We start from the raw sequence: 19,453 nt of genomic DNA, 5'->3' as shown, positions 1-19,453 counted from the left end.
CAGATGGTGCGTGCTTCGGGGAAGTGCGCGATGTATTTGGTGCTGTCGCACGGCCACGGCACGTCGGCCTGGCCGGCCGCCAGCGGCGCGCCGACTTGCCGAGCAGGGCGTTGCCGCCGTAGCCGGAGCCGTAGCTCCAGATGGTGCGTGCTTCGGGGAAGTGCGCGATGTATTTGGTGCTGTCGCACGGCCACGGCACGTCGGCCTGGCCGGCCGCCAGCGGCGCGCCGACCGAATGCAGGCACCGCACGAATTCGGTTTCGCCGGTGAGCTTTTCCCAGACCGGGGTGCCCGAGCGGGTCATGATCTGCATCGATACCGCCACGTACGGCGAGTCGCTGATCTGCACCCCGAACTTCGGTTCGGCGGCGTCGAGCGGGCCCATGCAGAAGGCGATGACGTACATCGTGCGGCCCGTCATCGCGCCGCGGTAGTGCTCGGTCATGACGGTGCGCATGTCGACCGGGTCGACCCAATTGTTGGTCGGTCCCGCGTCGGCGGCGTCGGCGGAGCAGATGAAGGTGCGGTCCTCGACGCGGGCGACGTCGTCGGGGTCGGAGGCGCACCAGAAGGAGTTGGGCTTGCCGGTCAGCCGGACGAAGGTGCCCTTTTCGACGAGTTCGCCGGTCAGGCGATCCCATTCGGCACGGGACCCGTCGCACCAGACGACGCGGTCGGGGGTGGTCAGCGCGGCGATCTCGTCGACCCAGCGCAGGATGGCCGGATGGTCGGTCGGAACCGTCGTCGGCGCGGAACTCGCGGTCACGGATGTTCTCCTTGTCAACTTGCTAGGTGGCTAGTTTAGAAAGTCTGCAATCAGTGGTGGCGGTGGAGCGGCAGGGAAAGGGGGCGGGGATCAGGCCACGGTGGACTCGGGGTTCTCGAGGAGTTCGGCCTGTCCGGCGACGACGCCGGTGAGGATCGCGCGAGCCACGATCAGCAGCTCCTTCACGCGTGGCGAGGTGAGTTCGTAGGTCACCGAGAGTCCCTCGCGGCGCGCGGTCACCAATCCGGCCCGGCGCAGGATCGCGAGCTGCTGGGACAGGTTCGCTGCCTCGACGCCGACCTCGGGCAGCATCTCCGAGACCGCGTGTTCGCGCTCGCTGAGCAGCTCCAGCACCCGGATGCGGACCGGGTGGCCGAGGGTTTTGAAGAAGTCGGCCTTCATCTGGTACAGCGGCCTGCTCAGTCCTGGCACCGCGGCGAACCCCGTCCTGCTGTGGCGGTATGGTGTTTTCTAACTTTAGCAAACAGGCTAACAGGAGAGATATGCCCCTCGCCTCGCTCAACGGCATCCAGCTCAACTACGACGTCACCGGGTCGGGGCCGCTCGTCCTGCTCGTGATGGGCAGCGGCAGTCCCGGCCGGGTCTGGCGGACCTATCAGGTGCCCGCCCTGGTGAAGGCGGGCTTCCAGGTGGTCACGGTCGACAATCGGGGGATCGCGCCGTCCTCGGAATCGGCGGCGGGGATCACCATGACCGACCTGGTCGGCGACACGGCCGCGCTGATCGAGCATCTCGGCGCGCCCGCGCACGTGGTCGGGACGTCGATGGGCTCGCGGGTGGTGGCCGAGCTGGCGCTGGCGCGGCCCGAACTGCTGGGCAAGGCGGTGATGTTCGCCGCCACCGCGCGGCCGCATCCGGTGTCGAGCACGCTCAACCGTGGTGAACAGGCGTTGTTCGACAAGGGAATTGCGCTGCCGCCGGAGTACGCGGCGGCGGTCAAGGCGATGCTGAACCTGTCCCCGCACACCCTGGCCGACCCCGCCAAGGCCCAGGAGTGGCTCGACATCTTCGAATTCACCTCGGGCAAGGGCACCCCCGGCACCCGCGCCCAGCTGGGGATGGACCGCTCCCAGGATCGGCGCGCGGCCTACGGTGGGATCACCGTGCCCAGCCTCGTCGTCGGATTCGCCGACGACCAGATGGTGCCGCCGCGGTTCTGCCGCGAGGTCGCCGAGGCGATTCCGGGCGCCCGCTACGCCGAGATCGAACGCTGCGGACACTACGGCTACCTCGAACAGCCCGACGAGATCAACCGCGTCCTCGTCGAATTCCTCTCCGCCGCTTGATCACCCGCCCCGAAGGACTACCGATGAGCGATTCGCTGCCCCCGTGTCCCGCCTGTTCCTGCGAATACACCTACGAGCTCGGCGCCCTGCTGGTCTGCCCGGAGTGCGCCAACGAGTGGTCACCCGCGGGTGCCGACGACGCGGGTGACGACGTGATCCGCGACGCCGTGGGCAATGTGCTCGCCGACGGCGACACCGTGACCGTGGTCAAGACACTGAAGGTCAAGGGCAGCCCGACCGGCATCAAGGCGGGCACCAGGGTGCGCAATATCCGCCTGGTGCAGGGCGTCGGCGATCACGACATCGACTGCAAGGTGGACGGCATCGGCCCGATGCAGCTGAAGTCCAGTGTGGTGAAGAAGGTCTGATCACCGCCACGTGACGGTTCGCCGATCAGCGCGCCGGCTGGATCAGTTTGTCCGCGGCGGCCGCCACGATGGCCGCCGCGGTCTTGCTCAGGGCGGGGGAGTCGAGTTTCCACTGCTGCCAGTACAGCGGGACATCGATATGGGCGTGCCCGCTGATATTGACGAGTGTGCCGGTGGCCCTGTCTTTTTCGGTCTGCAGGTCGGGCAGCATGCCCCAGCCCATGCCGAGCCGCACCGCGTCGCCGAAGGCGTTGGACGACGGTACGAAGTGCATCGGCGGGTCGATCGGCAGGGGTGACCGGCGGCCGACGTGCCGGAACTGGAGATCGTCCTTGCGGTCGAACTGGATCATCGGCACGTGCGCGTACGCGTCGGGACGCGCGCCGTCGGGAAACCAGTGCGCCACGAACTCCGGGGTCGCGAGCGACTGATAGCGCATGGCGCCGAGTGGGACGACCTTGCAGCCCTGGACGGGCGTCGCGGTCGCGGTGATCGCCGCCATCACGGTGCCGTCGCGCAGCAGCCGGGTGGTGTGCTCCTCGTCCTCGCGGTGCAGCTCGAAGCAGATCCCGCTGCCCACCGCGGCCAGGGCGGGCATCACCCAGGTCTCGAGCGAGTCGGCGTTGACGGCGATCGGGATCCGCGCGGGCCGCCCGGCGGGGCGGTCGACGTCGCCGAGTTCGCGGGCGGTGTCACCGGTGAGCAGTTCGACCTGCCGGGCCAGCCGCAGCACCGCGAGCCCGGATTCGGTGGCGCGCACCGGTTTCGAGCGCTGCACCAGGATGCGGCCCGCCGCCTCCTCCAGCGCCTTGATCCGCTGGCTGATGGCCGACGGGGTGACACTCAGGCGCCGCGCCGCCGCGTCGAAGGTGCCCTCGGTGAGGACCGCGTCCAGTGCGCGCAGCTGGTCCAGCTGGAGATCCATGTAAGAAATTCTAATGGTAGTGAAGAATCATTAGCTGGTCTGAAAATTGATGGTCTCTTAACGTCGAAAGACGTGACGGCATCCTCCGCGGCACTGGCCGCCCTCTCCGGATTGGGCTTCGGGCTCTCGCTCATCGTGGCGATCGGCGCGCAGAACGCGTTCGTGCTGCGCCAAGGCGTGCGCGGGCAGCACGTGCTGCCGGTGATCGCGGTCTGCGCGGCGTCCGACATCGTCCTGATCGCGGCCGGGGTCGCGGGGTTCGGGACCGTCGTCGAGGCCGTGCCCGCGGTGCTGATCGTGGCGCGGTACGCGGGTGCGGCGTTCCTGCTCGGCTATGCCCTGCTGGCGGCGCGACGGGCGCTGAGTTCGTCGGCGCTGATCGCCGAGGCGGCGGGCGCCTCGGTGGCCGTCGGGGCGTCGGTCCTCACCTGCCTGGCGCTGACCTGGCTCAATCCGCACGTCTACCTGGACACCGTGGTGCTGCTCGGCTCCTTCGCCAGTACCTACGCGAGCCCGGATCGCTGGTTCCTGGCTGCGGGCGCGATGCTCGCGAGCGTCGTCTGGTTCCTGGCGCTGGGCTACGGCGCGCGCCGGCTGGGGCCGCTGTTCGCGCGGCCGGGCGCGTGGCGGGTGCTCGATTCGCTGATCGCGGTGATCATGTTCGCGCTCGCGATCGGGCTGGTCGTCTCCTGACGGCGCCGCTCAGGACCCGGCGGTCCACGGGGTGACGGGCGGCTTCACCCACAGCAGCTTCTCGTCGGCGTTGGCCCGCACCGCGGCGGCGTGGCCGGGGTTGCGGGCGGCCCAGGCGTCCTTCTGGTCGAGGAGATCGGCGACCACCTGCCAGGTCTCGCCGGTGCTCGGCGGATTGGTGTCGGCGGCCCTGGCCAGCTTGCGCAGCGTGGCCGCGGGCAGGGCGAGCAGTTCGGCACCGCGGATATCGCGATCCCAGAGGTAGCCGGCCAGCCGACGGGCCTTGGCGACGCGGCTGGCGGTGGCCGCGTCGGAATGCGCGTGATCGGGTGCCTGATCGGCGCTGTCTGGCACCCGGCGATTCTACGACGAACGCCCGCGCTCCGGTCGGCGATGACCGGGGCGCGGGCGTTCACCCGTCAGCTGGCTCAGTAGGCGCTGTTGACGTTGTCCATCGAGCCGTAGCGGTGCGCCGCGTAGTTGCAGGCCGCCACGATGTTGGACACCGGGTTCCAGACATCGAAGGGGGTGCCCTCGACGTGGTACGCGGCGAAGGTCGGGTCGATCACCTGGAGCAGGCCCTTGGAGGGGATGCCCATCGCGGCGTTGGAGTCCCACAGGTTGATCGCCTGGGGGTTACCGGTCGACTCGCGCATGATGTTGCGGTGGATGCCCTCGTAGCTGCCGGGGATGCCCTTGGCGGCCATGATGTCGAGGGCCTGGCGGATCCAGCCGTCCAGGTTGTCCGGGTAGACGGGGGCGGCGGGCTCGGGCATCGGGGCCGGAGCGGCCTCGGGAGCGGGCGCGGGGGCCGGAGCGGCCTGCGGCGCGGGGGCCGGGGCGGGGATCGCCTCGACGGCGGGGGCGGCGCCGACGGCGGGGATGCTCTCCGCCTGCTCGACGACCATGGCAGCACGCTCGGGAACGCTGTCGTCGGCGAAGGAGACGGCGGAGGACGCGGCTACGGCGACCAGACCGACCGCGGCGACCGCCACGGTGAACGCCTCACGGCGCGAACGACGGCCGATAACGGTGCTGAGCTTGTCTTTGTTGAGCATTGCTGTTCTGTTCCTTCATCTCTGTCTGGCGACCGCGGGCCCCGATGGGGGCGCGGTGGATCGCGCAGCGCGCGCAGCGGCGCACGCCGGTCAGGCGATGTGTTGTTTCTGTCTGTATGGGAATGTGCGACGCTGTAGTGGTCGGACTCGCTCGATGGCGGTCCGCGCGTCGCACGGTGCTCCACAGCTGGCTGCGGGGAGACCACGCGCTGTTCGGTTCTGTGCTCCGGAAGTTGGATACCTCGGGGCTAACCAAACCGCAGGTCTGTTTGTGACCTGATTGCAGAATGGTCACGACGGGTGAACAGAAGGTAAACGGAATCTGAACGGCAAACGCTGCCGATCTTGGTCGGTTCCCCGCGCAGTTGCAGAATCGTTATCTATGCAGGGGGTTTGCCGCCTCGAACGATGTGCCGCGCGTCACAGAAAAAGTTTGCCCAAATCTGGTTTCGGGAGCGTTTGCGCAGCTCCAGCGTGTCCGGATCGGGACTGCTGTGATGTGACGACCGCTGTCCATGGCATTTCGATAACGACCTCGTGACCGTTACCGAACGGGCGACCCGGACGTAGAAAGACCGCATCCCGGCAGTTTCGGTAACTGCCGGGATGCGGTCTGTTGTGCGCCATCAGGGACTCGAACCCCGAACCCGCTGATTAAGAGTCAGCTGCTCTGCCAATTGAGCTAATGGCGCTTGGTTTGCTCGGACCGCGACTCTGGGAGAGAACCTCTCGGTGTCTCCCTCAGCCCCGCTCTCCGGTGCGGAACAAACATTAACAGGCTTGGGGCCGGAAAGTGAAATCGGGCTCTGACCAGCGGCAATGCCGAGCCCTTCGTGTTGTTAACGGCGGAGGCCCCGCCGCGTATCTAACGATTGTGACTTGGTCGTGTCGCGGGGCCTTTCCCGTTGGTGGCGACCGGGCGGGCTGGCAGAATGGCGGGACGACGATCTCGTCCGCCCCCGCCGGCGCGGATGGCACGAGCGATAGGCGTCGGTGGGATCTGCGGCGCACACAGTTATTGCGTCGGTACGGAAACGGGGTTGACATGAGTAAGACGCGGGGGCGACATCGGTCGCTGCGGACGATCGTTCCGGTGGCGTTGCTGGCGGTGTTCGCGCTCGGCGCGTCCGCCTGCTCGGCCGCCGAGGGCGCTGGGGTCGAGGTCGCGATCGACCGCAACCCGATCACCGAACTCATCAAGCCGAAGCTGGTGTCGACCATCAAGGACGGGCAGGTCGGCGTCTCGCCCGGCATGCCGATGGCCTTCCAGGTCGAGGACGGCAAGTTCACCGAGGTCACGCTGACCAACAGGGAGGGCCGCGCGGTCGCGGGCCAGCTGGCGGCCGACGGCCGCTCCTGGGCGACCAGTGAGGTGCTCGGGTACGGCAAGACCTACCAGCTGACGGCCTCGGCGATGGGCCTCGGCGGCGTGAACTCGACGACGCTCAGCTTCACCACGAGCTCCCCGAACAGTCAGACCAAGCCGTACCTGCTGCCCGGCGAGGGCGAAGTGGTCGGCATCGGTCAGCCGGTGGCCATCCAGTTCGACGAGAACATCCCCGATCGCCGGGCCGCCCAGGACGCCATCAAGATCACCACCGAGCCCGCGGTCGAGGGCGCCTTCTACTGGGTGAACAACCGCGAAGTGCGGTGGCGCCCAGAGCATTTCTGGGCACCGGGCACCAAGGTGACCATCGATGTGAACGTCTACGGCAAGGACCTCGGCAAGGGCCTGTTCGGTCAGGACAACATCCACTCGTTCTTCACCGTGGGCGACGCGCAGGTCTTCACCGCCGACGACAACACCCACCAGGTGACGGTGGAGCGCAACGGTCAGGTGATCATGACCATGCCGACCTCGATGGGCAAGGATTCCACGCCCACCGACAACGGCATCTACATCGTCAGCGACCGGCACGAGAAGATCATCATGGACTCCTCGACCTACGGCGTCTCGGTGAACTCGCCGGACGGCTACCGCACCCCGGTCGACTACGCGACGCGAATCTCCTACAGCGGCATCTTCTTCCACTCGGCACCGTGGTCGATCGGGCAGCAGGGCTACTCCAACGCCAGCCACGGCTGCCTGAACCTGAGCCCGGCGAACGCCCGCTGGGTGTACGAGAACGCCAAGCGTGGTGACATCACGATCATCAAGAACACCGTCGGCGGCACCCTGTCCGGTGTCGACGGCCTCGGCGACTGGAACATCGCGTGGCCGGAATGGAAGGCGGGCAACGCCGACGCCCCCTGATCCACACGGCAAACGAAGGGCCACCGGAGATTTCCGGTGGCCCTTCGTTTCGTTGCGGGGTGGGTCAGGCGGGTGTCGGCAGGTCGGCGCAGTCCATCATCGCCTCGCCCGCGACGGCCAGCGCGCTGCCGAGGGCACCGCAGAGGATGCGGCCGCCGAACAGCAACCGGTCCAGATTGGGCAGGCCGGCCGAGCCGGTGCCGGAGGACCCGGTGGTCTCGACGCCGGTGGTCGAGCCGCTCTGCGCCGAGCCGGACTCTGGCTTGTCGCTGGGCAGGCCGAAATCGCCGGTGGCCGTCGGCGCGGCGGCGACATACGGGGACAGGGGCAGGCCGGGCGACTCGGCCGCCGCGGTCCCCGCGATCGGGCCGAGCGCGGTGGCGGCCGCGAAGGCCGCGACGACGGTGGAACGCTTCATCAAGTGGTCTTTCCGGTCGAACGCTGACGAGATATGCCCCACATCTGGGCAGTGGTCCAGAGTGTAGCGGGCAAACGTGATGTTCGTCATGGCCCTGGTCGGAGAGCCTCAGGCGGTCGCGGCGAGCCCGTCGTCGTGGCCGCGCAGTTCGCCCGAGATGCTGACGCCGGGATCGCCGACGACGACGCGGCGGGCGCCGCAGCGGCACCGCTGATAGGCGACGAGGCCCTCGCTGGTGCGGTGGCAGGACTCGATCCGCCAGGTGTGCGTGGGGTGGCTGGTCATGCTTCGAGTCTGATGTAATGGCATTGTGCATTACAACCATTACGGACGGGAGCCGGTGCAGCTCGGCGTCGATCTGCTCAACCGGCCGTGCGCCAACGCGGCGGAGCTGGGCGAGCGCTGCGTGGCGTCGGGACTGGTGCTGGCCACCGCGCCCACCGCCGCCGATCTCGCCTCCGTGACGGCGTTTCTGGCGCGCTGGCGCCGGGTGGTGGAATGCGCCGACCACACCGCGCGCGCCGCCCTGCTGAACACCTTGCTCGGCGAGTACGCCTCGGCGCCCCGGCTGACCGATCACGCGGGCGACGGCTGGCACCTGCATTTCCGCGATCCCGGCGTCCCCACCGACCGGCAGATCGCGGCGCTCATCACCGTCGGCACCGCGCTGCACCTGACCGGGCTCGGCATGGATCGCCTCGGTGGCTGCGCGGCCGAGGGCTGCGCGCGGGTGTACGCCGACACCTCACGCAACGGCAGGCAGCGCTTCTGCAGCCCGGCCTGCGCGAACCGCTCGGCCGTGCGCAGACATCGGGCGAGCCGCGCCGCCGCCCGATAGCGTCAGCCCAGGACCGGGAAGTTGGCCCGCAGGACGCCGTGCGGGTCGCGGTCCTGCTTGAGCAGGCGCAGCCGGGCCAGCGTCGCCGCCTCGAACGCCGCGCTCGCCGATTCGCCGGGCGCCAGGAAGGTGTAGGGCTTGGCGCCGGTGATGTGCGGGCCGAGCTCGTCGAGGATGGTGGCGAAGCCCGCGGTGACGTCGTCGACCAGATGCGGCAGGCCGAGGCCGAGGAGGTAGAGCGCGTAGGGCTCGGTGACCGGCCCGCGGGCGCCGTCGTGCGGGCCGGATTCGGCGAGCGCTCCGCCAAGGCCGCGGAGCTGGATGTTGAGCAGCGGCGCCACCGGCGCGTCGATGAGCGTCTTCACCACCGCGTCGCCGAGGTCGGTGAGCAGCTCACCCCGTGAGAGCGACGGACTCGGATCGGTCGGCTCGGCGGTGATGGTGCCGAGCTGGTCGGCCGTCATCGCCGCCCTGGTGTCGACGAGCGCGCCCGGCAGCGCGTCCAGGCCCCGGGTCAGCGCGCGGCCGTCGGCCGGGTCGCCGAGGTAGGCGAAGTCGATCGCGACCGTCGGCGCCGCGCCCGGCAGCTGATAGCGCTGCAGCCACACCGACAGTTCGGCGGGCGCGTCGGTGGTGAGCGCGGTGAACAGCTCGAACGCCTCGTGCGTGCGCTCGGCCGACCAGCTCACCCGGCCGCCGTAGAGCTGGGGCAGCTCGACCAGATCGAACTCGAGCGCGGTGACGATCGCGAAATCGCCACCGCCGCCGCGCAGCGCCCAGAACAGGTCGGGATCGGACGCGGCGTCGACCCGGCGCCGGACGCCGTCGGTGTCGACGATGTCGAACGCGCGGACCGCGTTCGACGCCCAGCCGTGCGCGCGGGCCAGCCAGCCGAAGCCGCCGCCCAGGGTGTAGCCGGTCACGCCGACGACGGGGTTGCTGCCCGCCAGGCCGGACAGCCCGTGCGCCGCCGCGGCGGCCTGCACGCGGCCCCACTGGGCGCCGGACCCCACTCTGGCCCGCCGCGCGGCCGGATCGATCGCGATGTCGTCGAGCGCGCCGGTGCGCAGCAGCACGGCGTCGTCGATGTCGCCGGTGGCGCCGTGGCCGGTCGGCTGGGTCACCACCGTGCGGCCGGCGCCGGCCGCCCAGCGCACGACGGCGGCGATGTCGTCGGCGTCGGCGGCCGTGACGACGGCGCCGACGGACTGGGTCACCGCCACGTTCCACGGCCGGGCGGCCTGCTCGAAGTCCGCGTCACCCGGCAGCAGCACGGTGCCCTGGACGGTGCCGCGCAGTTCGTCGATACCCATGCTCGAAATCCTCACTTCTCTCGGTGGTTCACCGAGTCGACGACGGCGGGGCCGCGAGTGTGACATGAAGGGCCGGGAATGCAGAAGGCCCGGTCCTTACGGACCGGGCCTTCTCACTAGGGGTGACTGACGGGACTCGAACCCGCGACAGCCAGGATCACAACCTGGTGCTCTACCAACTGAACTACAGTCACCATCACCGGTTATTCACCGGCGCGGTAAATAGTAGCCTGTCTCGGCCCCCAGGCCCTAATCGGCTGGTCGTGGGCTTGTTCCGGTGACATCGACGGCCTCGGTGACGGCCTCGGCGACCGCCGCGATCTCCGTGGTGGACGGGCCGGGCAGCGGCACGAACGCGGTGCGGCGGTAGTACTCGAGCTCGCGGATGGATTCCTTGATGTCGGCCAGGGCGCGGTGCGCCAGGCCCTTCTCCGGCTGCCCGAAGTAGATGCGCGGGTACCAGCGGCGGCACAGCTCCTTGATCGAGCTCACGTCGACCATCCGGTAGTGCAGATGCTCGTCGAGTTCGGGCATGTCGCGGGCGATGAAGCCGCGGTCGGTGGCGATCGAGTTACCGCACAGCGGCACCGTGCGCGCGGTGGGCGCGTACTGGCGGATGTAGTCGAGTACCTCGGCCTGCGCCTGCTCGAGGGTCACGGTGGAGCGCCGAACCTCTTCGGTGAGACCGGATTTCGCGTGCATGTCGGCGACGACCGGGGGCATGCAGGCCAGCGCCGCGTCGTCGGCGTGGATGACGATGTCGACACCGTCACCGAGAATATTCAGGTCGCTGTCGGTCACGAGCGCGGCGATCTCGATCAGCTTGTCGCTGTCGAGGCGGAGCCCCGTCATCTCGCAATCCATCCAGACCAAGAGTTTGTCTGACACCTGAGCCACCCTAACGGGCGATACAGTTTGCTTGGAATTCCCCGGCAGACGTTTCGAGCATTTCTTGCGTACGGCAGTTGTGACCAGACGGAGGACGCGCGAATGACCACCCCCCAGGAGAAGGCGGCAGCGGCCCGCAAGGCGGCCGAGGAGGCGGCGCGGGTCGCCGCGGAGGCCGCCGCGGCCGCGGAAGCCGCCGAGGCGGAAGCCGCCGCGACGAGCGCCGAAGCGGCGCAGGCGCCCGCGGCGTCCGGCGCGGCCGCCGAGATCGCGGCGGGCTACGCCTTCGACGGACCCGCGCTCGAACTCGGCACCGTGATGGTCGACGGCGCCACCGATCCCGCTGCGCGGGTGCGGATTCCGCTGCGGATGATGAACCGGCACGGTCTGGTCGCCGGCGCCACCGGCACCGGCAAGACCAAGACGCTGCAGGGCATCGCCGAGCACCTGTCCCGGGCGGGCGTTCCCGTGGTGATGGCCGACATCAAGGGCGACCTGTCCGGCTTGAGCGAACCGGGTCAGACCAACGACAAGATCACCGCGCGAGCCGCCGAGACCGGGGCCACCGACTGGGCGCCGAGCGGTTTCCCCACCGAGTTCGTCTCGCTCGGCACCGGCGGCATCGGCGTGCCGATCCGGGCGACCATCTCCTCGTTCGGCCCGATCCTGCTCAGCAAGGTGCTCGGCCTCAACGACACCCAGGAATCCACGCTCGGCCTGATCTTCCACTGGGCCGACCAGCGCGGCCTCGCCCTGCTGGATCTCAAGGACCTGCGCGCGGTGATCACCCACCTGACCAGCCCCGAGGGCAAGGAAGACCTCAAGGGCATCGGCGGCGTCTCGGCGCAGACGGCGGGAGTGATCCTGCGCGCCCTGGTGAACCTGGAGGCCGAGGGCGGCGACACGTTCTTCGGCGAACCCGAACTCGATCCGGCCGATCTGCTGCGCACCGCGGGCGGCCAGGGCGTGATCACGCTGTTCGAGCTCGGCCAGCAGGCGGCGCGCCCGGTGCTGTTCTCCACCTTCCTGATGTGGGTACTCGCCGATCTGTTCCAGACGCTGCCCGAGGTGGGCGACGTCGACAAGCCCAAGCTGGTCTTCATCTTCGACGAGGCGCACCTGCTCTTCGCCGAGGCGTCCAAGGCGTTCCTGCAGCAGGTCGAGCAGACGGTGAAGCTGATCCGGTCCAAGGGTGTCGGCGTGTTCTTCTGCACCCAGCTGCCCACCGACATCCCGAATCCGGTGCTGTCCCAGCTCGGCGCGCGCATCCAGCACGCGCTGCGCGCGTTCACCCCCGACGATCAGAAGGCGCTGTCGAAGACGGTGCGGACCTATCCCAAGTCGACGGTGTACGACCTGGAGGAGGCACTGACCTCGCTGGGCACCGGCGAGGCCGTGGTCACCGTGCTCTCGGAGAAGGGCGCGCCGACCCCGGTGGCCTGGACCAAGATCGCGCCGCCGCGCTCGCTGATGGACACCATCGGCGACGAGGCGATCAAGTCCAAGGCCCTGTCGAGTCCGCTGCAGGGCAAGTACGGACAGAGCATCGATCGCGAATCGGCCTACGAGATGCTGCTGGCGAGTGTGGCCGCCGCCGATCCGGCCCCCGAGGCGCCGCGGGCGCCGGGACGCGCACAGCCGGAAGAGGATTCGGCGGCCGAGCGGATCATGAAGAACCCGGCGGTGAAGAGCTTCCTGCGCTCAGCGGCCAGTGCGGCGGGCCGGGAGATCAGCCGCAGCATCTTCGGCACGCGGCGGCGCTAGCGAGCACCGGTCATCGCACGGCCGGTGGTCGTCCCCGGTCGTGCGATGCGGGGCGATGGGTCTCAGCTGCTGCCGAACCAGCCCCAGGGGAACCAGTTGTGATAGCCGCCGCCGCGGCCACGGTCACAGTATTCCCAGTCGCGGTCGTACCGGTGGTCGCGGCCGTACCAGTCGTTGTCACAGCGGTAGCCGCGGTCGCGGTCGCAGTACTCCCAGCCGCGGTGGTTCCAGTCGTCGCAGCGCGGATACTCGGTCTGCACCACGCCGGGGGTGACGGCGGGCGCGGCGATGGCGGGTGCCGCCACCGTCAGCGGAAGGGTGAGGGTCGCACCCACTACCGCGAGACCCAGGAACAGTCGGCGCCTGCCTGCCTGATGTGTCGTGTCGGTCTTCATGGCTGCCTCGTCGGTCGGATTTGTTCGATTTCCCCGACATGTCCGATCCTAGGCTCGGTACGGGCGTCGCCACCAGCCCCTGACGGCGCCCGATGCCCGGTTCAGCCGAGTTCACGCATCAGCAGATCGGCCGTCGTCTCCCGGCGCCGGAGCTGCTGGACGCGGCCCTCGGCGACGGCGACGATCGGCGGTCTGCCGACGGTGCTGTAGGTCGAGGCCAGCCCGTGGTGGTACGCGCCGGTGCACGGCAGCGCGAGCACTTCGCCGGGACGCAGATCGGCAGGCAGCCGTACCTCGGTGGCGATGAGTTCGCCGGATTCGCTGTGCCTGCCCGCGATCGACGCCGTCAGCTGCGCGCCGGTGGGATGCCGGTTGACCACCAGCGCGCCACCCTGCCCGCGGCACTGCCCACCGCAGCTGCCGCCGTCGACGATCACGCGATGCCCGCCCTCGGCCGTCTCGGTGATCGAGAGCACCCGGTACAGCGTGACGCCCGCCCTGGCGACGATCGCGCGGCCCGGTTCCATGGTGATCGCGGGGCGGGGGAAGCGGTGCCGGGCGCAGGCGGCGTCGAGCGCGTCGTCGAGGATGTCGGCGAGTTCGCGCAGGTTCAGTTCGGCGTCGCCGCTGCGGTAGGCCACCGCGTGCCCGCCGCCGATGTCGAGGTGGGTCAGCAGCATGCCGTATTCGTTGTCGATCCAGGCCAGCTCGCCGACCATCCGGCGGATGGCCTCGCCGTAGTGGTCCGGATTGTGGATCTGCGCTCCCAGGTGGCAGTGCAGGCCGATGAGCTGGAGATTCGGCTGGGTCGCGATCCGGGCGACCGCGGTCTCGAACGAATCGCTGCCGAGCGGGAAGCCGAACTGCGGGCCGCCGGGCACATCGATCCCGGTGGCGACGCGCAGCAGGATCTGCTGGGGCGCGGTGGCCAGCGCGGCCAGCAGGGTGATCTCGGTGAGCGACCCGACGACGATGCGGCCGACGCCACAGCCGACGGCGGTCTTCAGCTCGTCGAAGGTCTTGCCGTTGCCGTGCAGCACGATCCGGCGCGGCTCGATGCCTGCGGCCAGCGCGACCGACAGCTCACCCGCGGACCCGACCTGCACCGACAGGCCCTCCTCGACGACCCAGCGCGCCACCGCGCCCACCATCAGCGCGGTGCCCGCGTAGACGATCTCGGCATCGGGGAAGTGCTTGCGGTAGGCGCGGCAGCGCTCGCGCACCTCGGCCTCGTCGACCACGTGCACGGGGGTGCCGAACTCGTCGGCGAGATCGGCGAGGGCGACCGTGCCGAGGGTGATCCGGCCGTCCTGGTCGTAGTGGGTGTCGGCCGGCCAGACAGCGGGGTCGAGCCGCGGCACGGTGGTCGCGCGCAACGACGGGAAGATGTCGAGCAACGTCACGGTGGTCTCCTGGGGACGCCCCCGCGTTCCGATGGCGGGGCCGATTCCAGGACTACGCCGTGCGCGGGCCGCTGAACTCGGTATTGACGAGTCCTTGACCACCCGGGCGGAGTTCCTGACGGGTTGCTGACACGGGCGACCCGTCAGGGGATGATCAGCCGCCCAGCTTCTTGTAGAACGCGCCGGCGATCGGGGCGGTCACCGCGCGCGGACCGTAGTTCCCCGCGACGCTCATGCCCTTGCTGATCAGGCCGGGCACGATGCGCATCTTGTTGCGGGCCAGCGCGTCGATGGAGACCTTGGCGGTGTACTCGGAGGAGACCCAGAGGAAGTCGGGGACCATCCTGTCCACGATCGAGGCGTCCTCGGGCGCCGGGGTCTCGGTGCGCACCGGGCCGGGCGCCAGCAGGGTGACGTTGACGCCGGTGCCCTTGAGCTCGCCGCGCAGCGACTCGGAGAAGGTGTTGGCGAACGCCTTGGACGCGGCGTAGGTGGCGTTGTTCGGGATGGGCATGTTGCCCGCGGCCGAGCCGCTGATCAGGATGCCGCCCGCCTTGCGCTCGATCATGCCCGGCAGCACGGCCAGGGTCAGGTCGTGCACGGCGGTCGCGTTGAGTTCCATCTGCGCGCGCTCGTAGGCGAAGTCCAGCTCGGCGACCGGGCCGAAGGTGGCGATGCCCGCATTGTTGCACAGGACCGCGATATCGCGCACGGCGAGTTCGTCGACCAGGCTCGCCCGCTGGGTCCGGTCGGCGAGGTCGACCGCGCGCACCTCGGCGGTGATCCCGTGCGCCAGCGTCAGCCGCTGGGCCAGTTCGGTGAGGATCTCACCACGCCGCGCGACCAGGATCAGCGAGTAACCGCGTCCGGCCAGTTCGGCGGCCAGCGCGGTGCCGATTCCGGAGGACGCGCCGGTGACGACGGCACGATTGTCTGCAGTGGGGGAGGGCAAGCTCACACGGGGAGCTTAGGGGATCGGTCCCGGCCGGTCGGTGGCCACGTCGCGCACCGAGCTCAGTCGATCGGGTCCGCCGTGGCCCTAGGCTGACCCCTGCCATGACGACCGAATCGCCGAACCGCTGTGCCGATCCCGAAGCGCCGCGCACCCTCGAGCCGCCGCGCACTCTCGTCTTCCGGCCGGACCCGCCGATCGGCGGTGGCCGTGATGGCTGAACACCAGGTGTTCGGAATGGGCGATGAGTCGTCCGCCGCGCCGACCTGGCCGTCGCCGACCGAGGACGAGATCGCCGGGGCCGTCGAGGCGACCTGGGGCGGAGCCGAGCCCGTCGAGATCGTGTGGCGCAGTGCGCGTCCGCTGTCGTCGACGGTGGGCGTGCGATTGGGTGACGGGGCCACGGTCGTGGTGAAGCGGCTGCCGCTGCACCTCCGTGACCTGGCCGCGCTCGCCGAGGAACACAGATTCATGGCGCACCTGCGCGCCGGGGGCATCCCGGTGCCCGAAGTCCGGGCAACTCTCGGCGCTCGGCCTGTCGGTGGCGCGTCCGGCTTCGTCTACGAAGTCCAGCGGGCGGGGGTGGGCGAGGACCGGTATCGCGCCGACTTCTCCTGGACGCCGTACGGTGACACCGCCGATGCGGCTGCCGCCGGTGCGATGATGGCCCGGATGCACCTGGCCGCAGCGGGTTTCGACGCTCCGGCGCGACCGGCTCGGCCCCTGATCGCCGGCCTGCACGGCGACGACGTCGCGCGTTCCTTCGAGTGGCACATCGCCCGCCGCCCCGCCGTCGCCCGTTTCCTCGCCGATCGGGACTGGCGGGCCGAAATCCCGGACCTGCGCGTCGATCTCACCGGAGTCACTCCGCTGTGGACGCACGGCGACTGGCACGCGACCAATCTGCTCTGGACGGGCTCCGAGGTCACCTCGGTCTTCGACTTCGGCCTGGCCGACCGCACCACGGCCGTCTTCGACCTCGCCACCGCGATCGAACGCGCTGCGGTGGACTGGGTGTCGCTGCGGGACGGTGGGCCTGCCCACGTCCGCGCGGAGCAGGTGCGCGCGCTGCTCGAGGGCTACCGATCCGAGCGGCCGCTCGCGGCCGCCGAACAGGTGCTGCTCGCCGACCTCCTCCCGCTGGTCCATCTCGGCTACGAGCTGTCGGAGATCGACTACTTCCTGAGTGTCGCCGCCGAGCCGCGCAATGCCGAGATCGCCTACCGTGACTGGCTGCTCGGCCATCTGTCCTGGTTCCAGACCTCGGACGGACGTGCCTTGCGCGCCCTCGTGCGCGACACGGCCGCCGGTTAGCGATCCGCGCCTATCGTCGTGGACGCAGAACACCGCCCCGCACACCGGATGCGAGTTCGGTGTACGGGGCGGTGCGGCGATCGTCCCTCGCGTCGGACGACCGGGTCTGCGGTTACAGGCGCGCCGCCAGGCGGGTGCCCTGGGCGATGGCCCGCTTGGCGTCGAGCTCGGCGGCCACGTCGGCGCCACCGATCAGGTGCAGGTCCACGCCCGCCGCACGCAGCGGCTCTTCCAGCTCGCGCACCGATTCCTGGCCCGCGCAGACGATCACGTTGTCGACCTCGATCACCCGCGGCTTCTCGTGCTTCTCACCGAAGCTGATGTGCAGGCCCTGATCGTCGATGCGCTCGTAGTTCACGCCGCCGACCTGTTCGACGCCCTTGGCCTTGAGCGCGGCGCGGTGCACCCAGCCGGAGGTCTTGCCCAGGTCCTTGCCGAACGGGGTCGACTTGCGCTGCAACAGCACCACGTCGCGGGCGGCGGGGGAGGGCTTGGGCTGCTTGAGCTGACCGCGGACCTGCTCGTCCTCGGAGTCCACACCCCACTCCTCCTTCCACTCGTCGAGCTTGAGGGTGGGATGTCCTTCGACGGTGAGGAATTCGCTCACGTCGTAGCCGATGCCGCCCGCGCCGATCACCGCGACCTTCTTGCCGACCGGCTTCTCCTCCTTCACCAGTTCGGCGTAGGACAGCACCATCGGGTGGTCGATGCCGGGGATGTTGGGGATACGCGGGCGCACGCCGGTCGCCAGCACCACCGAGTCGTACCTGCCCGCGATCAGCTCGTCGGCGCTGACCCGCTTCTCCAGGTGCAGGGTGACGCCGGTGAGTTCGATCTTGCGGCGGAAGTAGCGGATCGACTCGTCGAACTCCTCCTTGCCGGGGATGCGGCGGGCGATGTCGAACTGGCCGCCGATCTTGTCGTCGGCCTCGAACAGGTCGACGTGGTGACCGCGTTCGGCCAGGCTGACCGCGGCCGACAGACCGGCCGGACCGGCACCGACCACCGCGAATCGCTTGGCGCGCCGGGTCGGCAGCAGCTGCAACGTGGTCTCGCTACCCGCGCGCGGGTTGACCAGGCACGACACCTTCTTGTTGCCGAAGGCGTGGTCGAGGCAGGCCTGGTTGCAGGCGATGCAGGTGTTGATCTCGTCGGCGCGGTCGCCCTCGGCCTTGTTGGCCCACTCGGCATCGGCCAGCAGCGGCCGGGCCAGCGAGATCAGCGCCGCGTCGCCGCGGGTGAGGATCTCCTCGGCGATCTCGGGCATGTTGATCCGGTTGGACGCGCAGACCGGGATGTTCACCCGGCGGGCGACCTTGGCGGTGAACTCCACGAACGCCGCGCGCGGCACCGAGGTGACGATGGTGGGCACCCGCGCCTCGTGCCAGCCGATGTCGGTGTTGAGGATGTCGACGCCCGCGGCTTCCAGTTCCTGGGCCAGCGCGATGATCTCCTCGAAGGTCTGGCCCTTCTCCACCAGCTCGGCCATCGACAGCCGGAACACGATGATGAAGTCGGGGCCGACGGCGGCGCGGATGCGCTTGGCGATCTCCACGGGCAGCCTGCGCCGGTTCTCGGCGGTGCCGCCCCACTTGTCGGTGCGCTTGTTCACCCTGGGCGCGAGGAACTGGTTGATGAAATAGCCCTCACCACCCATGATCTCGCAGCCGTCGTAGCCGGCGAACTTGGCCAGCTCGGCGCAGCGCGCGTAGTCGTCGATGGTGTTCTCGATGCCCTTGGCCGAGAGCGCGCGCGGCTTGAACGGGTTGATCGCGGACTTGATCGCCGAGGCCGAGACGCTGGTCGGCATGTAGGAATAGCGACCGGCGTGCAGGATCTGGATGGCGATCTTGCCGCCCTCGTCGTGCACCGCCTTGGTGATCCGGCGGTGGCGGTAGGCCTCGGACTTGGTGGTCAGCTTGCCGCCGAACGGCGCGAGCCAGCCGGTCCGGTTGGGGGCGTAGCCGCCGGTGATGATCAGGCCGACCCCGCCGCGGGCGCGCTCGGCGAAGTAGGCGGCCAGCTTGTTGGTGTCCCAGGCCCGGTCCTCGAGGCCGGTGTGCATGGAGCCCATGACCACCCGGTTGCGCAGGGTGGTGTGGCCGAGGTCGAGTGGCTCGAACAGGTGGGGATAGGAAGTCATGGAAGGTCGTCACCTTTTCGGGGTCGCAGGGCCTGCAGTACTTCGTCGCACCATTCGACGTAGCCGGACTCCGCGCGGATGCCCGCGCGCAGCACCAGATACTGGTGCAGAGCGGCGCCGGAGAGCTGGTCCGGCGCCGGGAAGAATTTCTTCTCGCTGAGGCGGTACTCGTCGAGCCGCTGCGCGTGCTGGGCGCGGTGGCGGGCCACCTCGCCCAGCACGGCGTCGATGTCGCCGTGCGCGGCGCCGCGGATCTTCACGCCGAGTTCGTCGTGGGACGGGCTGTACTCGGTGGGTTCGGCGATCCAGCGGGCGAGCTCGGTCCGGCCCGCGGCGGCCACCGAGTACACCTTCTTGTCGGGTTTTCCCTGTTGGGCGACCGATTCCACGGTCACCCAGCCGGAATCCTCCATACGCTTGAGTACCCGGTAGATCTGCTGGTGGGTGGCACTCCAGAAATAGCCGATCGACTTGTCGAATCGGCGAGCGAGTTCATAGCCCGAGCCGGCCCGTTCGCTGAGCGAGACCAGCAGCGCGTGCTCCAGTGCCATGGGACGAGGGTATCCGGAACGCTCGGTACTATGCAACCAGGTTCATATGAATGACGGCGTGCCGAAACGCCGATGTGTCCTGCCGGGAGGCGTGATCCCCATT

General features: G+C 69.5%; 20 protein-coding genes, 2 tRNA genes and 1 pseudogene. 7 read left to right on the top strand and 16 right to left on the bottom strand.

From position 1 onward, the window contains the following. Together AB0H54_RS24885 and AB0H54_RS24880 are read right to left on the bottom strand one after the other, a co-directional pair. Nucleotides 1–766, bottom strand: a pseudogene (locus tag AB0H54_RS24885) (hypothetical protein); the annotation flags it as partial. A 90-nt stretch (nucleotides 767–856) separates the two neighbouring features. Then, nucleotides 857–1,168: a metalloregulator ArsR/SmtB family transcription factor gene (locus AB0H54_RS24880; protein ID WP_218720894.1), complete on the bottom strand. Its 312-nt coding sequence runs from the start codon at nucleotides 1,166–1,168 to the stop codon at nucleotides 857–859. A gap of 101 nt (nucleotides 1,169–1,269) precedes the next feature. Here AB0H54_RS24880 and AB0H54_RS24875 point away from each other — a divergent pair, with 101 nt between their 5' ends. Beyond that, the gene (locus AB0H54_RS24875) at nucleotides 1,270–2,073 is read left to right on the top strand and encodes an alpha/beta fold hydrolase (protein WP_357348238.1); all 804 of its coding nucleotides are present in this window, start codon (nucleotides 1,270–1,272) and stop codon (nucleotides 2,071–2,073) included. Nucleotides 2,074–2,096: 23 nt separating this feature from the next. Further along, a complete protein-coding gene (locus tag AB0H54_RS24870; RefSeq protein WP_357348236.1) occupies nucleotides 2,097–2,441 on the top strand; it encodes a zinc ribbon domain-containing protein YjdM in 345 nt (114 codons plus the stop codon). 25 nt (nucleotides 2,442–2,466) lie between these two features. Here the strand turns inward: AB0H54_RS24870 and AB0H54_RS24865 are convergent, their stop codons facing one another. Continuing rightward, nucleotides 2,467–3,366 carry a LysR family transcriptional regulator ArgP gene (locus AB0H54_RS24865; protein WP_357348234.1) on the bottom strand — a complete coding sequence of 300 codons (900 nt, stop codon included), beginning with the start codon at nucleotides 3,364–3,366 and terminating at the stop codon, nucleotides 2,467–2,469. Between the two features lie 72 nt (nucleotides 3,367–3,438). On the opposite strand from AB0H54_RS24865, the gene AB0H54_RS24860 reads away from it, so the two are divergent. After that, complete coding sequence (locus AB0H54_RS24860) at nucleotides 3,439–4,059, top strand: LysE/ArgO family amino acid transporter (protein WP_355276863.1); 621 nt, start codon at nucleotides 3,439–3,441, stop codon at nucleotides 4,057–4,059. Nucleotides 4,060–4,068: 9 nt separating this feature from the next. On the opposite strand, the gene AB0H54_RS24855 is transcribed toward AB0H54_RS24860, so the two are convergent. From AB0H54_RS24855 to AB0H54_RS24845, 3 genes are all read right to left on the bottom strand, one after another. Next, on the bottom strand, nucleotides 4,069–4,413 hold the full coding sequence (locus AB0H54_RS24855) for a hypothetical protein (protein ID WP_355276865.1): 345 nt from the start codon (nucleotides 4,411–4,413) through the stop codon (nucleotides 4,069–4,071). A 74-nt stretch (nucleotides 4,414–4,487) separates the two neighbouring features. Continuing rightward, the gene (locus AB0H54_RS24850) at nucleotides 4,488–5,117 is read right to left on the bottom strand and encodes a transglycosylase SLT domain-containing protein (RefSeq protein ID WP_355276867.1); all 630 of its coding nucleotides are present in this window, start codon (nucleotides 5,115–5,117) and stop codon (nucleotides 4,488–4,490) included. Between the two features lie 619 nt (nucleotides 5,118–5,736). Next, nucleotides 5,737–5,809, bottom strand: a tRNA-Lys gene (locus AB0H54_RS24845). 353 nt (nucleotides 5,810–6,162) lie between these two features. On the opposite strand from AB0H54_RS24845, the gene AB0H54_RS24840 reads away from it, so the two are divergent. Next, on the top strand, nucleotides 6,163–7,371 hold the full coding sequence (locus AB0H54_RS24840) for an Ig-like domain-containing protein (RefSeq protein ID WP_355276868.1): 1,209 nt from the start codon (nucleotides 6,163–6,165) through the stop codon (nucleotides 7,369–7,371). Between the two features lie 64 nt (nucleotides 7,372–7,435). Here AB0H54_RS24840 and AB0H54_RS24835 read toward each other — a convergent pair whose 3' ends face one another. Continuing rightward, nucleotides 7,436–7,789, bottom strand: coding sequence for a hypothetical protein (locus tag AB0H54_RS24835; RefSeq protein ID WP_218720864.1), 354 nt, complete (start codon nucleotides 7,787–7,789; stop codon nucleotides 7,436–7,438). Nucleotides 7,790–7,897: 108 nt separating this feature from the next. Then, nucleotides 7,898–8,074: a hypothetical protein gene (locus AB0H54_RS24830; RefSeq protein WP_355276869.1), complete on the bottom strand. Its 177-nt coding sequence runs from the start codon at nucleotides 8,072–8,074 to the stop codon at nucleotides 7,898–7,900. A 25-nt stretch (nucleotides 8,075–8,099) separates the two neighbouring features. On the opposite strand from AB0H54_RS24830, the gene AB0H54_RS24825 reads away from it, so the two are divergent. Then, nucleotides 8,100–8,627, top strand: coding sequence for a CGNR zinc finger domain-containing protein (locus tag AB0H54_RS24825; protein WP_357348231.1), 528 nt, complete (start codon nucleotides 8,100–8,102; stop codon nucleotides 8,625–8,627). A gap of 2 nt (nucleotides 8,628–8,629) precedes the next feature. On the opposite strand, the gene AB0H54_RS24820 is transcribed toward AB0H54_RS24825, so the two are convergent. The 3 genes from AB0H54_RS24820 to orn all read right to left on the bottom strand — a co-directional run bounded on the left by AB0H54_RS24820 (nucleotide 8,630) and on the right by orn (nucleotide 10,828). Next, the gene (locus AB0H54_RS24820) at nucleotides 8,630–9,940 is read right to left on the bottom strand and encodes an FAD-binding protein (protein WP_357348229.1); all 1,311 of its coding nucleotides are present in this window, start codon (nucleotides 9,938–9,940) and stop codon (nucleotides 8,630–8,632) included. Between the two features lie 121 nt (nucleotides 9,941–10,061). Continuing rightward, nucleotides 10,062–10,134, bottom strand: a tRNA-His gene (locus AB0H54_RS24815). 55 nt (nucleotides 10,135–10,189) lie between these two features. Beyond that, the gene (orn, locus tag AB0H54_RS24810; RefSeq protein ID WP_357348227.1) at nucleotides 10,190–10,828 is read right to left on the bottom strand and encodes an oligoribonuclease; all 639 of its coding nucleotides are present in this window, start codon (nucleotides 10,826–10,828) and stop codon (nucleotides 10,190–10,192) included. A gap of 102 nt (nucleotides 10,829–10,930) precedes the next feature. Here orn and AB0H54_RS24805 point away from each other — a divergent pair, with 102 nt between their 5' ends. Then, on the top strand, nucleotides 10,931–12,592 hold the full coding sequence (locus tag AB0H54_RS24805; RefSeq protein ID WP_357348225.1) for a helicase HerA-like domain-containing protein: 1,662 nt from the start codon (nucleotides 10,931–10,933) through the stop codon (nucleotides 12,590–12,592). A 62-nt stretch (nucleotides 12,593–12,654) separates the two neighbouring features. Here AB0H54_RS24805 and AB0H54_RS24800 read toward each other — a convergent pair whose 3' ends face one another. The 3 genes from AB0H54_RS24800 to cmrA all read right to left on the bottom strand — a co-directional run bounded on the left by AB0H54_RS24800 (nucleotide 12,655) and on the right by cmrA (nucleotide 15,348). Beyond that, nucleotides 12,655–12,987, bottom strand: a complete 333-nt coding sequence (locus tag AB0H54_RS24800; protein ID WP_357348223.1) for a hypothetical protein — start codon at nucleotides 12,985–12,987, stop codon at nucleotides 12,655–12,657. Nucleotides 12,988–13,088: 101 nt separating this feature from the next. Continuing rightward, entirely contained in the window at nucleotides 13,089–14,390 is a 1,302-nt protein-coding gene (locus AB0H54_RS24795) for an alanine racemase (protein ID WP_357348221.1), read from the bottom strand. A 154-nt stretch (nucleotides 14,391–14,544) separates the two neighbouring features. Next, nucleotides 14,545–15,348, bottom strand: coding sequence for a mycolate reductase (cmrA, locus tag AB0H54_RS24790; RefSeq protein WP_355276883.1), 804 nt, complete (start codon nucleotides 15,346–15,348; stop codon nucleotides 14,545–14,547). 231 nt (nucleotides 15,349–15,579) lie between these two features. On the opposite strand from cmrA, the gene AB0H54_RS24785 reads away from it, so the two are divergent. Continuing rightward, nucleotides 15,580–16,656 carry a phosphotransferase gene (locus AB0H54_RS24785; RefSeq protein ID WP_357348219.1) on the top strand — a complete coding sequence of 359 codons (1,077 nt, stop codon included), beginning with the start codon at nucleotides 15,580–15,582 and terminating at the stop codon, nucleotides 16,654–16,656. 112 nt (nucleotides 16,657–16,768) lie between these two features. Here AB0H54_RS24785 and AB0H54_RS24780 read toward each other — a convergent pair whose 3' ends face one another. Then, nucleotides 16,769–18,799: an NADPH-dependent 2,4-dienoyl-CoA reductase gene (locus AB0H54_RS24780; protein WP_357348217.1), complete on the bottom strand. Its 2,031-nt coding sequence runs from the start codon at nucleotides 18,797–18,799 to the stop codon at nucleotides 16,769–16,771. Further along, on the bottom strand, nucleotides 18,796–19,350 hold the full coding sequence (locus AB0H54_RS24775) for a PadR family transcriptional regulator (RefSeq protein WP_355276889.1): 555 nt from the start codon (nucleotides 19,348–19,350) through the stop codon (nucleotides 18,796–18,798). Before AB0H54_RS24775 ends, AB0H54_RS24780 begins: the two co-directional genes overlap by 4 nt. Between the last annotated feature and the right edge of the window lie 103 nt (nucleotides 19,351–19,453).

Origin of the sequence: Nocardia sp. NPDC050718 (genome assembly GCF_040654235.1) — a bacterium.
Taxonomy (GTDB): domain Bacteria; phylum Actinomycetota; class Actinomycetes; order Mycobacteriales; family Mycobacteriaceae; genus Nocardia.
Note: the sequence above shows the minus strand (reverse complement) of the source record. Positions and strands in the feature narration are given on the sequence as shown.

Coding starts and splice junctions, on each gene's coding strand:
- AB0H54_RS24835 (WP_218720864.1), bottom strand. CDS start 7,789: ATGAAGCGTTCCACCGTCGTCGCGGCCTTCGCGGCCGCCACCGCGCTC.
- AB0H54_RS24875 (WP_357348238.1), top strand. CDS start 1,270: ATGCCCCTCGCCTCGCTCAACGGCATCCAGCTCAACTACGACGTCACC.
- AB0H54_RS24880 (WP_218720894.1), bottom strand. CDS start 1,168: ATGAAGGCCGACTTCTTCAAAACCCTCGGCCACCCGGTCCGCATCCGG.
- AB0H54_RS24830 (WP_355276869.1), bottom strand. CDS start 8,074: ATGACCAGCCACCCCACGCACACCTGGCGGATCGAGTCCTGCCACCGC.
- AB0H54_RS24820 (WP_357348229.1), bottom strand. CDS start 9,940: ATGGGTATCGACGAACTGCGCGGCACCGTCCAGGGCACCGTGCTGCTG.
- AB0H54_RS24800 (WP_357348223.1), bottom strand. CDS start 12,987: ATGAAGACCGACACGACACATCAGGCAGGCAGGCGCCGACTGTTCCTG.
- AB0H54_RS24865 (WP_357348234.1), bottom strand. CDS start 3,366: ATGGATCTCCAGCTGGACCAGCTGCGCGCACTGGACGCGGTCCTCACC.
- AB0H54_RS24785 (WP_357348219.1), top strand. CDS start 15,580: ATGGGCGATGAGTCGTCCGCCGCGCCGACCTGGCCGTCGCCGACCGAG.
- AB0H54_RS24870 (WP_357348236.1), top strand. CDS start 2,097: ATGAGCGATTCGCTGCCCCCGTGTCCCGCCTGTTCCTGCGAATACACC.
- AB0H54_RS24775 (WP_355276889.1), bottom strand. CDS start 19,350: ATGGCACTGGAGCACGCGCTGCTGGTCTCGCTCAGCGAACGGGCCGGC.
- AB0H54_RS24850 (WP_355276867.1), bottom strand. CDS start 5,117: ATGCTCAACAAAGACAAGCTCAGCACCGTTATCGGCCGTCGTTCGCGC.
- AB0H54_RS24805 (WP_357348225.1), top strand. CDS start 10,931: ATGACCACCCCCCAGGAGAAGGCGGCAGCGGCCCGCAAGGCGGCCGAG.
- AB0H54_RS24840 (WP_355276868.1), top strand. CDS start 6,163: ATGAGTAAGACGCGGGGGCGACATCGGTCGCTGCGGACGATCGTTCCG.
- AB0H54_RS24780 (WP_357348217.1), bottom strand. CDS start 18,799: ATGACTTCCTATCCCCACCTGTTCGAGCCACTCGACCTCGGCCACACC.